Consider the following 12,268-nt stretch of genomic DNA (forward strand, 5'->3'; position numbering starts at 1 on the left):
TCCTGATGCTGCACCGTGTTACCGCGACGCCGGAAAAGCCGGACGGCGTCAACCGGCATCTGAATATCGCGCCCGGGTTCCTCGATGCCATGATCGCCGACATGAAGGCGCATGGCTATGCCTTCGTCTCCATGGACGAAGCCGTCGAGCGCATCAAGGCGGGCGGCAAAGGCGGTCAGTTTGCCACGATCACCGCCGACGATGCCTATCGCGACAATATGGTCGAGGCGCTGCCGGTGCTGGAGAAGCACGGCGCGCCGATCACCATCTATGTCGCGCCCGGGCTGATCAACGGCACAGCCGACCTGTGGTGGGACGTTGTCGAGGACATCGTCAACGCGCGCGATACCTTGACGCTGACGCGGCCGAAGGGTCCGCTGACGATCGATTGCTCGACCCCCGCGAAGAAGCTGCAGGCCAATGCACGCCTGCACGCCTATCTCACCTCCGAAATCCGCGAGAAGGACCTGCAGGCGGTGTTGCGCGATCTGGCTCGCGCAAATGGCATCGACGCCGACGGTCCGCGCCTGCGCACATTGATGAACTGGGACGAAATCCGCCGCATCGCCGCGCATCCGCTGGTGACGATCGGCGCCCATACGATCAACCACAGCAATCTGAAGCGGCTCTCCGAAGCCGATGCCCGGCACGAGATCGGCGCCGTGCGCGCCATGTTGCTGGCCGAACTGGGCGAAGAGCCCCGCCATTTCGCTTACCCCTATGGCTATGCGAGTGCCGTAGGCTGTCGCGAAGTCGGCTTTGCCCGTGACGCAGGCTACACCTCTGCCGTGACGACGCGCCACGGCGTGCTGCGCGCCGAACATGCCGGGTTCCTGCATGCTTTGCCGCGGATTTCCGTCAACGGCCGCTATCAGAGCCTCGCCCATATTCGCACCATGCTGTCGGGCGTGACGACGCCGCTCGCCAATGCCGGCAAGATGGTCGTCACCATCTGACGCTGGCGGTTTCGCCTAGCGCTTGGCCCTCGGCTCCAGCATCAGCCATTTGATGATGCCCATTGCCGGCAGCACCCAGAGCAGGCCGCTGAGCAGGAAGAACAGGAAATGCACCCACGGACCCGACTCCGACAGCCGGGCGACCGCGAAGATCGATGCGACCAGCGCATAGATGATGACCAGCGCCACCAGCAGAAACATTCCGATCAGCTTTTTCAGGCGCAGGGGCATGGTTGGTCTCCTGATCGAGCATGCCGGAATTTGCACAGGCGGCCTGGCAGGCTCAAGGGGTAACGGCCTCGCATAGGCCTTGAGGCGAGACTGCGCAACCGGTGAGACGCGGCGCGACGGCGTGCCGCGCCGGATGGTCTTGCCAGCACGGGTGCGATGGTCCACCAATCCGCCAAATCAACCTGCCGGGACAAGATCATGGCTGCCATATCAGCTGCCGCGCCATACGTCGCCCGCGACCGCGACCTGCATAACCGGGCGCTGCTGCGCGCCTGGCTCTATGTGGTGCTTCTGGTGCTGTTTGCGCTGGTGCTGGTCGGCGGCGCCACCAGGCTCACCGATTCCGGCCTGTCGATTACGCAGTGGAAGCCGATCCATGGCGTGATCCCGCCGCTCAACGATGCCGAGTGGCAAGAGGAATTCCAGCTCTACCAGCAGATCCCGCAATATGCCGAGCTCAACAAGGGCATGGGCATCGAAGCGTTCAAATCGATCTTCTGGTGGGAATGGGCGCATCGCATCCTGGCGCGCAGCGTCGGCCTGGTCTTCGCCTTGCCGCTGCTGTTCTTCTGGGCGACGCGCCGCATCGAGCGCGGCCTGGGTCGGAAACTCGTGGGCATTCTGCTGCTTGGCGGCCTGCAAGGCGCCATCGGCTGGTGGATGGTGGCCTCTGGCCTGGTCGACCGGGTCTCCGTCAGCCAGTACCGGCTGGCGACCCACCTGACCCTTGCCGCACTGATCTTCACCGCCACCATGGTGGTCGCGCGCGGGTTGGCGCCGCATTCCGAGCCTGCCGCCGATAGGTCGACGCAGAGGCTGGCCGGCTTCATCGTGCTGCTGGCGCTGATCCAGATCTATCTCGGCGGCCTGGTCGCCGGGCTCGATGCGGGCCTGAGCTACAACACCTGGCCGCTGATGGACGGCAAGATCATTCCCGGCGATCTGCTGATCCTCGAGCCGGCATGGCGCAACTTCTTCGAGAGCCCGAAGACGGTGCAGTTCGTCCATCGGCTTGGCGCTTACACGGTATTCGTCGTGGCCTTGTGGCACATGATCGCCACGCGCCGGCGGCTGCCAGGCTCGACGCATGCGCGCCGCGCGACGCTGCTGTTTCTACTGGTGCTGGTGCAGGCCTCGATCGGCGTCGGCACGCTGCTCATGCATGTGCCGTTGCATATGGCGCTGACCCATCAGGGATTTGCGCTGATCGTGCTGGGCTTTGCAGCAGCCCATTGGCGCGGCACCAAGGGCGCCTATCCCTTGCCGACGGGAATAGCGCTCAGGGGCTGATCCCGAGCCGATCTACTGGGTCGGATCAGAAGCTTGCCCGCACCGCCCGGATCGCCTTGACGATCGACATTTCGCGATTCTCCTCGACCGCATTGTCGTCCTCGTGATGCCAGGACGCCGACAGGCATCCATAGGCAATGGCATGATCGAGGATAGCGGTCGGTGTCTGGCTCAGTGTTCTGGCAAAGATCTCGGCCATATCAGCGATCCGCTTCGGATCGAGGCAGAGATCGTCCCGGTCGAGCGGGTTGTAGAACATGTTCGCCGCGTCGAAGCCGGGATCGCCGAGCACGCCCTTCGGATCGATCGCCAGCCAGCCGCGCGGCCCGTGCAGGATGTTTTCGTGATGCAGATCGCCATGCAGGGGCCTGATGTCGTGCGGATCGGCCAGCAGCCGCTCGGCGATGACGGCTGCCTCGACATAGAGGCTGTCAAGGCCGGCGTCGCGATCGGTATTCGCCTTGTCGAACAGGCTGGCGAAGCGTTCCCGGAGCGGCTGAAGCTCGGGCGGGTAGGGGGCTTTCCCCCGTGAAAACAGTTTTGCCATCAGCTCCGCCGCGATTGCGGTCGCGGCAAAGTCGCCCTGTTCGTCGAGAACCTGCTGCAGCAGGGTTTCACCGGCATATTCGAGCAGCATGCTGTGGCCGTCGCGGCCGAGCAGACGCACCGCGCCTTCGCCGCGCCGCCAGGCGAGATAGTGCTCTCCGCGCAACTCGTCGGCGACGTCATCGAAAGGCTTCAGCGCCTTGACGATCGCCGGCGATCCGTCTTCGCGCAAAACCTTCCAGATGCGGCTCGAAAAGGTCTCGGCAATGAGTTCGGGCGCGCTGACTTTCCAGCGCGCCGGAAAGGCTGGCGTGTCCATCAGAGGCCGAGCATCAGATCCATGTTCTGGACGGCGGCACCCGAGGCGCCCTTGCCGAGATTGTCGTAGACCGCCAGCAGCAGGGCCTGCGCCCGTTTGTCGTTGGCGAAGACATAGACCTTCATCCGGTTGGTGCCGTTGTAGATCTCCGGATCGATCTCCGGCATGCGCTCCGAATGCGCATAGGGCGCCACCTCGACCACACCGCCCTTGATGGCGGCGAAATGGTCGGCAATCGCCGCATGCAGCTCCGCACCGGTCGGCACATGGTCGAGGCCGCCGAGTTGCAATGGCACCACGGTGATCATGCCTTGCGCGAAATTGCCGACCGCCGGCTGCATGATCGGATCATGCGACAGCCTTGCATAGGCCCTCAATTCCGGCACGTGCTTGTGCTGCAGGGTGAGGCCGTAAGGCAGGAATTCCGAGGCGTCCTCGCCCTTGGCGACGTAGTCCTCGATCATCGGCCGTCCGCCGCCCGAATAGCCCGAAATGCCGTTGACGGTGATCGGAAAATCCGCCGGCAGCAGGCCTGCTGTGACCAGCGGCCGCAGCGTCGCGATCGGTCCCTGCGGCCAGCAGCCTGGGTTGGCGACGCGCTTTGCCGAGGCAATCGCCTTTGCCTGGTCCTTGTCCATCTCGGCGAAACCATACGCCCAGCCCTCCGCCACGCGATGCGCGGTCGACGCATCGATGACCCTGGTGGTGTCGTTGGCGATCAGCGAGACGCTTTCCTTCGCCGCGTCGTCGGGCAGGCACAGGATAGCGACATCGGCGGCATTGAGGAACTCGGCACGTGCCGCCGTTTCCTTGCGACGCTCGGTGGGGATGGAAATGATCTCCAGATCACCGCGCTCGGCAAGCAGCGCCCTGATCTGCAGGCCGGTGGTGCCGTGTTCGCCGTCGATGAAGATTTTCGGTTTCATGGGTTGTTCAAATTCCCTGAGTTTTCAATACTGTATGCCCTGGCCTTGAATCACTGCGGCACCATTGTGATTGCCGTTGTTCAGCTCTTCAAGCCGGGCTTTCCGTTCAGCAAGCAGACCGAGATACTGCATGGCCACCATCGAGCCGGCGATTGCCGTTATATCGGCGTGATCATAGGCCGGCGCAACCTCTACGACATCGGCGCCGACAATATCGATCTGGTTGAGCTGGCGCAGCGTCGACAGGATCTTGGCCGAGGACGGCCCGCCGGCAACCGGCGTGCCTGTGCCGGGCGCATAGGCCGGATCGAGGCAGTCGATGTCGAAGGTGAGATAGGTCTTTTTGCCGCCGGTGCGGTCGACAATGGCGTAGGCAATGTCGGACGCCCGCATCTCCTCGATTTCATGGCCATGGAGGATCTTGATGCCGAACGTGTCGGGCGCATGGGTGCGGATGCCGATCTGGATCGACCGGTCGGGATCGATGATGCCTTCCTTGACGGCGCGACCGACGAAGGAGCCGTGGTCGATGCGCTTGCCGTCGTCCGGCCAGGTGTCCTGGTGGGCGTCGAACTGCACCAAAGCGAGCGGACCATGGATGGCGGCATGCGCCTTGAGTAGTGGCCAGGTGACGAAATGATCGCCGCCGAGCGTCAACAGGAAGGCGCCTGATTTGAGGATCTTCGCCGCTTCGCGCTCGATCGTGCCGGGCGTCTTCTGATGGTTGCCCGAATCGAGCAGGCAATCGCCATAGTCGACGACCGCCAGATGCTCGAACAGATCGCGTGAAAAGGGATACTGCGGGTCGTTGTCGAGGATCGCCGAGGCACGGCGGATCGCCTGCGGCCCGAAGCGGGCGCCAGGCCGGTTGGTGACGGCGGCATCGAAGGGAATACCCCACACCACCGCATCCGCGCCCTTCACGTCCTTGGTGTATTTGCGCCGCATGAACGACAGCGCGCCGGAATAGGTCGGCTCGAACGCGGCGCCCGTTTTGGAACGGGCGGTGAAGGCGTTGTCGATGGTGTGGTTCGCCATTACGGATCCTCGTTTTTCATCGGGTTGCAACAACTACAGAACCGGCACGGAAGATGCCAGTCATAGCTTGGCGAGACGGAATGGCGCTGCCCGAGTGCCACGGCAAGACAGGATTGTATCATCATGACCCAGACCGCGTTTCTCAACCCCACCCGTGCCGCGGCGTCGACCCACACCGGCACGGTCGCCGGCGAACGCTTCCTGGTCCTCGATTCGTGGCGCGGCATCTGCGCGCTTCTGGTGGCGCTGTTTCACTTTCCTACCGGTTCGACGATTTCGCAAAGCGCCTTCATCGGTTCGTCCTACCTGTTCGTCGATTTCTTCTTCGTCCTTTCCGGCTTCGTCATCGCCAGCAGCTACGGCGATCGGCTCAACCAGCCGGGACAGGTCGCGCGTTTCGCCCTGGTCCGTTTCGGCCGCATCTACCCGCTGCATCTGCTCATGCTTGCCGCCTTCGCCGGTTTCGAGCTGCTGCGGCTGATGCTGCCGCAATTGCACGGCACGGGGGCTGCCCCCTTCACCGGCGGCTTCGACCTCAACAGCCTGCTTGCCAATCTCCTTCTGCTGCAGGGTGTCGGCTTCGAGGATCAATTGACCTGGAATGCGCCGAGCTGGAGCATTTCGGCCGAGTTCTTCGCCTATCTCCTGTTTGCCGGCGTGGTCTTCGTCGCCGGCGCGCGCGCCTGGATATGGTTCGTCGCGGCCGCCGTCACCGCGCCGCTGTTCCTGCTCGGCTTCTCGACCCATCATATGGATGTGTCCTTCGATTTCGGCTTCATCCGTTGCCTGTACGGCTTCTCGCTCGGCGCCTTGCTGGCCTGGTTTCAGCATGATTCCATCGCAGGGGCGCGACAGGCTCTCGCCAGGGGCGGCCCGCGGATGGACTGGACCCTTGCCGAAATCGTCATGGTGGCCGTCATCGTGCTTTTCGTTTCGCTGGCGGGCGACAATGACTTCGGCATCGCGGCACCCCTGGTGTTCGCGCTGGCGCTGTTTCTGTTCGCCCATGAGGGTGGCTGGATCAGCGCCTTGCTCAGAGCCCCGTTCATGCTGACGCTCGGCGCGCTGTCCTATTCGATCTACATGGTCCACATCTTCGTCCAGGCGCGCCTGATCAACGTCGCGGGGCTCGTCGAGCGCAAGCTCGGCCTTGGCCTGATCGGCGACTTCATGCTGCGCGGCCAGCCTGCCACCGGCTTCGGTGCCGGCTGGACGGGGGCGGTGGCGATCGTCGTCATGCTCGCCGCTACCATTGCCGCCTCCTGGATCACCTGGCGTTTTGTCGAGATGCCGGCCATGGCGTGGTTCCGCAGGCTCTCGAAACGCATCTGACGCACCTGCTGCGAGTATTCCGCTAGCCGGCTTCGTTCACCCAGATGTCACGGGCGTCGCCTATCCGGGTGTCGATCCGGCAAGGAGCGATTCTCGATGCGGACCATCTGGCTGAGTTTTCTGCTTTACACGGCCGTGGCAGCCGCCTCTGGCCAGGCCTTGGCCGGCGAGACCCGCGCCAGACAGATCCTCGACCGCTTCGAGCATGCCAACCAATGGCGCGATCACGTCATGGTGGCTGCGCATCGCGCCGGCAGCATGCAGGCCGGCAAGACGCTCTACGCGGAAAATTCGATTGCCGCCGTGGAGGGCTCGATCGCCATGGGCGCCGAAATCGTCGAGGTCGACATCAGGCGCTCGAAGGACGGCGAGTTCGTCGTCATGCATGACAGCTGGCTCGACCGCACCACGACCTGCAAGGGCGAGGTGGTCATGTACACGCTGGCCGAACTGAAGACATGCCGGCTGGTGGTCGAGGGCACCGGTGCGGCGACAAGTGAAACAGTCTCGACGCTGCACGAGATGCTGATGGCGACCAGAAACCGCATCCTCATCAACCTCGACAACAAGCTCGACGTCGGCGCCCTCCCGGGCATGATTGCGGTCGCTCGCGGTCTCGGCATGGCCGAACAGGTCATCGTCAAGGAGAACCTGTGGAATTCACAACGGATTTCCACGGTCAAGGCCGCCATGGAGACCATTGGCGGCGGCTTCCAGTTCATGCCGATCATCGCCGATGACGCGGTGCATGACGCCGGTTTCGCCGGGACGGTCGACCGCGCCTTCTCGCCGCGCGCGATCGAGTTGATCAACTGGCGGGCAGGCGCCGAGACGCTGACCGAGACGGGCGGGCCGCTGTTCAGCACGCGCATGCGCGCGGCCGCAGTCAGGGGCAACTGGCACATCTGGGCCGACACCTACGCCATCGCCAACAAACCGGGCGGCTTCCTCGCCGGCGGCCGCGGCGACGAACTGGCGGTGCAGGCCAGCCTGCCGCGCGAAAGCTGGGGTTTCTGGGCCGATCGCGGCGCCACCATCATCCAGACCGACGAGCCGAAGGCGGCAATCGACTGGCTGGCCGCGAATGGTTTTCGCGTGCCTTATGCCGACGAGGCGCGGCCGGTTGAGCCGGCGAATACGGCGAGCATCAATTAAGCGGCGGCTGACGCTGCCAATCTCCCTCACGAGGGGGGAGATTGGTTAGCTTCAAGCCGCTAGCGCCACGCCGTCCAGTTCGCTAAGCGCATCCTGTGGCAATTCCAGTTCAGCCGCAGCGAGGTTCTCCCCGAGATGCCCGACCGACGATGTGCCGGGGATCAGCAGGATGTTGGGCGCGCGGCGCAGCAGCCAGGCGAGCGCGACCTGCATTGGCGTGGCGCCGAGGCGCGCCGCGATTTCCGACAGGGTGGAGGATTGCAGCGGGTTGAAGCCGCCGAGCGGGAAGAACGGCACATAGGCGATGCCATCGCGGGCAAGATCGTCGATCAGGGCATCGTCGCCGCGATGCGCCAGATTGTACTGGTTCTGCACGCAGACGATCTCGGCGATCCCCCGTCCTTGCGCGATCTGCGCCGGCGTCACGTTGCTCAGCCCGATGTGCCTGACCAGACCCTGTTGTTGGAGCTCGGCCAGCACGGTGAGCGGCGCTTCGATCGATCCCTCGGCGGGGCCATGGGTATCGAACATGATGCGTAGGTTGACGACATCGAGCACCTCGAGCCCGAGATTGCTGAGATTGTCGTGTACCGCCTGGGTGAGCTCTTCCGCGGAAAAGGCCGGCAGCCACGATCCATCCGCGCCGCGCCGGGCACCGATCTTGGTGACGATGACGAGATCTTGGGGGTAGGGCGCCAGCGCCTCGCGGATCAGCCGGTTGGTGACGTGCGGACCGTAGAAGTCGCTGGTGTCGATATGGTCGACGCCTTGCGCAATCGCCTCGCGCAGCACGGCCAATGCCGCGTCATGATCCTTGGGCGGCCCGAACACGCCGGGTCCCGCGAGTTGCATGGCACCGTAGCCGAGCCGCTTCACGGTGCGGCTGCCAAGCTTGAAGGTGGCGGGGGCGAAGGTGCCGGATTGTTGGATGTTGGACATGATTGATCTCCTATGAGGAGGCAGAGATAGGCGCTGCCCAACCTCGTGATAATCCGGTACAATCCACACAGGCCGTGCGGAATGGCGAACAATGATGGACCTCAGCGATCTGAATGCTTTCGTGGCGGTGGCGCGCGCCGGCGGCTTTCGCGACGGCGCGCGTGCGAGCGGCGGCAGCGCCTCCGGCCTGAGTGAGGCGGTGCGTCGCCTGGAAGTGCAGCTCGGTGTCAGGCTGTTCAACCGCACGACGCGCAGCGTTGTCCCAACCGAGGCGGGCCTCAGCCTTCTGGAGCGGCTCGGCCCGGCGCTGTCGGAGGTGGAGGCGGCGCTGGACGTGGTGAACGGTTTTCGCGACAGGCCGGCGGGCTCGTTGCGTCTCAACGTGCCGGTCAGTGCTGCGCGGCTGATATTGCCCGACATCGTCCCTGGTTTCCTCGCCGCCTATCCTGGTATCCGGCTGGAGGTGATCGCCGACGAGAACTTCGTCGACGTGCTGGCGGCCGGCTGTGACGCCGGCATCCGCTATGACGAGCGGCTGGAACAGGACATGATCGCGGTGCCGATCGGGCCGCGCGTGCAGCGTTTCGCCACCGCCGCCAGCCCTGCCTATCTTGCTCGCCATGGGCGCCCGCAACACCCGAGCGACCTGCTTGGCCACTCCTGCGTGCGTGGGCGCTTTGCCAGCGGTGCGATGCTGCCGTGGGAATTCGAGCGAGACGGCGAGGTGGTGCGGGTCGATCCGACAGGCCCCTTGATCGTGCGGATCGGCGGGGCGACGGATCTTGCCGTCGACGCCGCTATTGCCGGCACCGGCATCATCGGCCTCTTCGAGGGCTGGCTGCGCCCTTACTTCGACAGCGGCGCTCTTGAGCCCGTGCTCGAACCGTGGTGGCAGAGTTTTCCCGGACCGTTTCTCTATTATCCCGGCCGGCGCCTGGTTCCGGCCCCGCTGCGGGCGTTCATCGACTATATCAAGGGCGGCAAGGCCTGACCTGTTTCCGGCGCCATCACCCCACCCGGCGCTTCGCGCCGACCTCCCCATTGGGGAGGTAGGGCGCCGCGCTCTTCTAGCTCCCCTCGATGGGAAGGTCGCGCCGTAGGCGTGGGTGGGGTGACTGCCGAGCCGCAAACAAAAAGGCCGCCCGGAGGCGGCCTTTTCGATTGTCTGAAGCTGCGAAGTGCTTAGCGCTTGGAAAACTGGAAGCTACGACGGGCCTTGGCCTTGCCGTACTTCTTGCGCTCGACGACGCGGCTGTCGCGGGTCAGGAAGCCGCCCTTCTTGAGCACGGCGCGCAGCGTCGGCTCGTAGTAGGTCAGCGCCTTGGAGATGCCGTGACGCACGGCGCCAGCCTGGCCGGAGAGACCGCCGCCGACGACTGTCGCGACGATGTCGTACTGGCCGGCGCGGTTGGAGGCGATGATCGGCTGGTTGAGGATCATCTGCAGGACCGGACGCGCGAAATAGGTCGCGAATTCCTTGTCGTTGACGATGATCTTGCCGGAACCCGGCTTCACCCAGACGCGCGCAATGGCGTTCTTGCGCTTGCCGGTGGCATAGGCGCGGCCCGACTTGTCGAGCTTCTGGACGTGGACGGGGGCCGCCGGCTGGGTATTGGTGTTGCCGGTGGCGGCGCCCAGTTCTGCGAGCGAGGAAAGCTCAGCCATCTTATGCGACCTTCTTGTTCTTGGCGTTCAGCTTGGCCACGTCGAGCACGACGGGCTGCTGGGCGACATGCGGATGCTCGGCGCCTGCATAGACGCGCAGGTTCTTCATCTGGCGACGGCCGAGCGGGCCACGCGGGACCATGCGCTCAACGGCCTTCTCGACGACACGCTCGGGGAAACGACCCTCGAGCAGCTGGCGCGCGGTGCGCTCCTTGATGCCGCCTGGGTGGCCGGTGTGCCAGTAATAGACCTTGTCGGTGAATTTCTTGCCGGTGAACACCACCTTGTCGGCATTGATGACGATGACGTTGTCGCCGTCGTCGACGTGCGGGGTGAAGGTCGGCTTGTGCTTGCCGCGGAGATGATTGGCGATGACAGTGGCCAGACGACCGACGACGAGACCTTCGGCGTCGATCAGGATCCACTTCTTCACCACATCCGCAGGCTTCTGCGAAAAGGTTGTCATGTTTTCTGCTCTCGGTTTTGACCTTCATAAGAGAAGGCGTTTCTTGTTGCTTGGATTGGCGAAAGGCGCTTGCCCGCCGCCAATAACAAAACGGCGGCCTTTGCGGGCCGCTGCTTCGTGGAGGCTTATAGGCGAGGGTGGTGACCGCGTCAAGGCGAACGAAAAGGTAGATATCAGGTAAAATGTAGCAAAAACAATAACTTGAACAAAAGGTATTATTTTACCACATCACCATTCCGCTTCGGCGGGATCGAATAGGTGCCGGTGGCATGCGCCACCGTGTCTCCGTCTGGGCCGGCAACGATGTCGATGTCGAACACCATCAGGCTCTTTCCCAGCTTCAGGATGCGGCAATGGCCGTCGATCGGTCCTGCCTCGGCCTTGCGCACGAAATTGATGTCGAGGTTGACGGTGACCGAAAGCGCATCCGGCCCGGCATGGCTGAGCACGCAGACGTAGCCGCCAATGTCGGCCAGCGTGAACAGCGAGGGGCCGGACACCGTGCCGCCGGGACGCAAATGCCGTTCGCCGGCGTTGAGCCGCACGGTGCAGCCGCCCGGGAACACGTCGATCGCCTCGAAATATTTGAACTGCTCATTGAGCTGCGGATAGACGGTTTCCATCAGCGCATTGACTTGTTGCGCGGTCAGCACGGGCTTGAGGTTGGTCTGAGCGGGCATGTCTTAGTCTCTCGCTTTGCGCCAGGCCTGTATGAGCGCAGCGCGGCATTTCTGACAACCTTCGTCCCCTGGCGCAAGCGATCGGTGTTGGACGAAACCTGATCCGGTATTAAATAGTCTGGCAGCCCCAGCGGAATCGCGGAGAACCTTATCCATGGCCGAAATCCTTGCCATCAAGCCTGCCGCCGTTGAGGGTCCGGTGGTTGCACAACTGGACAAGGGCGTGCTGCGCCTCACACTCGCCAATCCGCCTGCCAACGCGCTGTCGCTGGCGGTGATGGCGGCGCTGACGGCCGAACTCGAGCGCGCCAGGGCCGACAAGGCCGTTCGCGTCATCGTCTTGTCGGCTGCCGGCAAGGTGTTCTGCGCCGGCCACGATCTCAAGGAAATGACCGCGCGCCGCACTGACGCCGATCATGGCAAGGCCTTTTTCGCAGAGACGTTTGCCGCTTGTGCGACGCTGATGCAGGCGATCGTGCGTCATCCAGTGCCTGTCATCGCCGAGGTTGACGGCCTGGCCACCGCCGCCGGGCTGCAACTGGTCGCCAGCTGCGACCTGGCGATCGCTTCGCATGAGGCGACCTTCTGTACGCCGGGTGTCAACATCGGCCTGTTCTGCTCGACGCCGATGGTGGCGCTGTCGCGCAACGTCTCGCGCAAGCATGCGATGGAGATGCTGTTGACCGGCGAGACCATCGATGCGGCAACCGCCAAGGAATTCGGCC

At 64.0% G+C, this 12,268-nt stretch carries 14 protein-coding genes; 6 read left to right on the forward strand and 8 right to left on the reverse strand.

Annotated elements, in window-relative coordinates; translation table 11 throughout:
• Positions 1 to 956 (forward strand): polysaccharide deacetylase family protein (locus tag EN925_RS06705; RefSeq protein WP_128336419.1); only part of this gene is annotated, 956 nt, incomplete at its 5' end.
• A gap of 15 nt (positions 957 to 971) precedes the next feature.
• Here the strand turns inward: EN925_RS06705 and EN925_RS06710 are convergent.
• The gene (locus EN925_RS06710; RefSeq protein WP_013532215.1) at positions 972 to 1,187 is read right to left on the reverse strand and encodes a DUF2842 domain-containing protein; all 216 of its coding nucleotides are present in this window, start codon (positions 1,185 to 1,187) and stop codon (positions 972 to 974) included.
• Between the two features lie 198 nt (positions 1,188 to 1,385).
• Here EN925_RS06710 and EN925_RS06715 point away from each other — a divergent pair, with 198 nt between their 5' ends.
• Positions 1,386 to 2,477, forward strand: a complete 1,092-nt coding sequence (locus EN925_RS06715) for a COX15/CtaA family protein (RefSeq protein ID WP_082826667.1) — start codon at positions 1,386 to 1,388, stop codon at positions 2,475 to 2,477.
• 25 nt (positions 2,478 to 2,502) lie between these two features.
• On the opposite strand, the gene EN925_RS06720 is transcribed toward EN925_RS06715, so the two are convergent.
• Genes EN925_RS06720 through speB form a run of 3 tightly spaced genes read right to left on the reverse strand, consistent with a single transcriptional unit; the run spans position 2,503 to position 5,306 of the window.
• Complete coding sequence (locus tag EN925_RS06720; RefSeq protein WP_198327658.1) at positions 2,503 to 3,345, reverse strand: aminoglycoside phosphotransferase family protein; 843 nt, start codon at positions 3,343 to 3,345, stop codon at positions 2,503 to 2,505.
• Entirely contained in the window at positions 3,342 to 4,268 is a 927-nt protein-coding gene (gene argC, locus EN925_RS06725; protein ID WP_013532212.1) for an N-acetyl-gamma-glutamyl-phosphate reductase, read from the reverse strand. The genes EN925_RS06720 and argC overlap by 4 nt, the downstream gene beginning before the upstream one ends.
• Positions 4,269 to 4,292: 24 nt before the next feature.
• Positions 4,293 to 5,306: an agmatinase gene (gene speB, locus EN925_RS06730; RefSeq protein WP_127369127.1), complete on the reverse strand. Its 1,014-nt coding sequence runs from the start codon at positions 5,304 to 5,306 to the stop codon at positions 4,293 to 4,295.
• 123 nt (positions 5,307 to 5,429) lie between these two features.
• Here speB and EN925_RS06735 point away from each other — a divergent pair, with 123 nt between their 5' ends.
• Complete coding sequence (locus EN925_RS06735) at positions 5,430 to 6,638, forward strand: acyltransferase (protein ID WP_024504663.1); 1,209 nt, start codon at positions 5,430 to 5,432, stop codon at positions 6,636 to 6,638.
• Between the two features lie 96 nt (positions 6,639 to 6,734).
• Entirely contained in the window at positions 6,735 to 7,793 is a 1,059-nt protein-coding gene (locus EN925_RS06740; RefSeq protein ID WP_013532209.1) for a glycerophosphodiester phosphodiesterase family protein, read from the forward strand.
• Between the two features lie 51 nt (positions 7,794 to 7,844).
• Here the strand turns inward: EN925_RS06740 and EN925_RS06745 are convergent, their stop codons facing one another.
• Positions 7,845 to 8,732: an aldo/keto reductase family oxidoreductase gene (locus tag EN925_RS06745; RefSeq protein WP_127369050.1), complete on the reverse strand. Its 888-nt coding sequence runs from the start codon at positions 8,730 to 8,732 to the stop codon at positions 7,845 to 7,847.
• Between the two features lie 91 nt (positions 8,733 to 8,823).
• On the opposite strand from EN925_RS06745, the gene EN925_RS06750 reads away from it, so the two are divergent.
• Entirely contained in the window at positions 8,824 to 9,723 is a 900-nt protein-coding gene (locus tag EN925_RS06750) for a LysR family transcriptional regulator (protein WP_127366943.1), read from the forward strand.
• Positions 9,724 to 9,914: 191 nt separating this feature from the next.
• On the opposite strand, the gene rpsI is transcribed toward EN925_RS06750, so the two are convergent.
• The 3 genes from rpsI to EN925_RS06765 all read right to left on the reverse strand — a co-directional run bounded on the left by rpsI (position 9,915) and on the right by EN925_RS06765 (position 11,543).
• Entirely contained in the window at positions 9,915 to 10,397 is a 483-nt protein-coding gene (gene rpsI, locus EN925_RS06755; RefSeq protein ID WP_023810272.1) for a 30S ribosomal protein S9, read from the reverse strand.
• A 1-nt stretch (position 10,398) separates the two neighbouring features.
• Positions 10,399 to 10,863 carry a 50S ribosomal protein L13 gene (gene rplM / locus EN925_RS06760; protein ID WP_013532205.1) on the reverse strand — a complete coding sequence of 155 codons (465 nt, stop codon included), beginning with the start codon at positions 10,861 to 10,863 and terminating at the stop codon, positions 10,399 to 10,401.
• 215 nt (positions 10,864 to 11,078) lie between these two features.
• A complete protein-coding gene (locus EN925_RS06765) occupies positions 11,079 to 11,543 on the reverse strand; it encodes a PaaI family thioesterase (RefSeq protein WP_127369051.1) in 465 nt (154 codons plus the stop codon).
• Between the two features lie 154 nt (positions 11,544 to 11,697).
• Here EN925_RS06765 and EN925_RS06770 point away from each other — a divergent pair.
• Positions 11,698 to 12,268, forward strand: a 571-nt coding sequence (locus EN925_RS06770; protein WP_128336421.1) for an enoyl-CoA hydratase-related protein, incomplete at its 3' end; no start/stop codon positions are given.

The sequence above is a fragment of the Mesorhizobium sp. M7A.F.Ca.US.006.04.2.1 genome (genome assembly GCF_004022915.1).
Taxonomy (GTDB): domain Bacteria; phylum Pseudomonadota; class Alphaproteobacteria; order Rhizobiales; family Rhizobiaceae; genus Mesorhizobium; species Mesorhizobium ciceri.

Excerpts from the sequence above, each read along its gene's own strand:
- argC (WP_013532212.1), bottom strand. The coding sequence starts at position 4,268 with ATGAAACCGAAAATCTTCATCGACGGCGAACACGGCACCACCGGCCTG.
- EN925_RS06735 (WP_024504663.1), top strand. The coding sequence starts at position 5,430 with ATGACCCAGACCGCGTTTCTCAACCCCACCCGTGCCGCGGCGTCGACC.
- EN925_RS06740 (WP_013532209.1), top strand. The coding sequence starts at position 6,735 with ATGCGGACCATCTGGCTGAGTTTTCTGCTTTACACGGCCGTGGCAGCC.
- EN925_RS06715 (WP_082826667.1), top strand. The coding sequence starts at position 1,386 with ATGGCTGCCATATCAGCTGCCGCGCCATACGTCGCCCGCGACCGCGAC.
- EN925_RS06765 (WP_127369051.1), bottom strand. The coding sequence starts at position 11,543 with ATGCCCGCTCAGACCAACCTCAAGCCCGTGCTGACCGCGCAACAAGTC.
- EN925_RS06750 (WP_127366943.1), top strand. The coding sequence starts at position 8,824 with ATGATGGACCTCAGCGATCTGAATGCTTTCGTGGCGGTGGCGCGCGCC.
- rplM (WP_013532205.1), bottom strand. The coding sequence starts at position 10,863 with ATGACAACCTTTTCGCAGAAGCCTGCGGATGTGGTGAAGAAGTGGATC.
- EN925_RS06745 (WP_127369050.1), bottom strand. The coding sequence starts at position 8,732 with ATGTCCAACATCCAACAATCCGGCACCTTCGCCCCCGCCACCTTCAAG.
- EN925_RS06710 (WP_013532215.1), bottom strand. The coding sequence starts at position 1,187 with ATGCCCCTGCGCCTGAAAAAGCTGATCGGAATGTTTCTGCTGGTGGCG.
- rpsI (WP_023810272.1), bottom strand. The coding sequence starts at position 10,397 with ATGGCTGAGCTTTCCTCGCTCGCAGAACTGGGCGCCGCCACCGGCAAC.
- speB (WP_127369127.1), bottom strand. The coding sequence starts at position 5,306 with ATGGCGAACCACACCATCGACAACGCCTTCACCGCCCGTTCCAAAACG.